The organism is Gilliamella sp. G0441 (assembly GCF_050589305.1).
In the GTDB taxonomy this organism is placed as follows: domain Bacteria; phylum Pseudomonadota; class Gammaproteobacteria; order Enterobacterales; family Orbaceae; genus Gilliamella.
Window position 1 is genome coordinate 1 of record NZ_JBNRJF010000040.1, and the last position, 675, is coordinate 675.

General features: G+C 42.4%; 1 pseudogene. It reads left to right on the forward strand.

Going from position 1 to position 675, the window contains the following annotated elements:
- Positions 1-675 (forward strand): annotated as a pseudogene (locus ACKJXD_RS11915) (hypothetical protein); the annotation flags it as partial.

Sequence of the window (675 nt, forward strand, 5' to 3'; positions counted from 1 at the left end):
CAGGACAGCCAACTGCTTTCAGGTCAGACCATGCAAATTAATGCAAGGCAGTTTGATAATCTGGAAACCAAAGGTGAACGCTGGATTAAAGAGGTCGATTCAAAAGGTCATGAAAATCGCGGAAGGATTTCTCACTATAAAAATAAAGATAGTAGTGACTGGAAAATTAAACAGAAATACAGCGCTTATCAAGGGGTTAATACCACTGAAGCGATGTCACTGGGCACGTTAACGGTGGCGGAAAACACTCAGCTTTCCCCGGTATCCACTGTTGCTGATAAACACGGGGTAACGGTTTTACCACCGGAATTTGTTCAGTACCCGACGGTGGTGCCGATTAAATTGCCGGATAATACCATTTTTCAAATCAGACCGGAAAAAGAGAGTTTATATTTAATTGAAACTGACCCTCGCTTTACTAACCGTAAAAAATGGGTAAGCAGTTTAGATGTTATTGATTCTGACAGTTTACATAAACGGTTAGGTGATGGTTACTATGAACAGAAATTGATTCAGGACCAGTTGATTGCACTGACCGGTAAAAGTTACCTGTCCGGTTATAACAACAGTGATGACCAGTACCGGGATTTACTCTTAGCCGGTCAGTTATATAGCAAACAATATCAGCTGCAACCGGGGGTTGCCTTAAGCGAAGAGCAGATGGCGGCATTAACC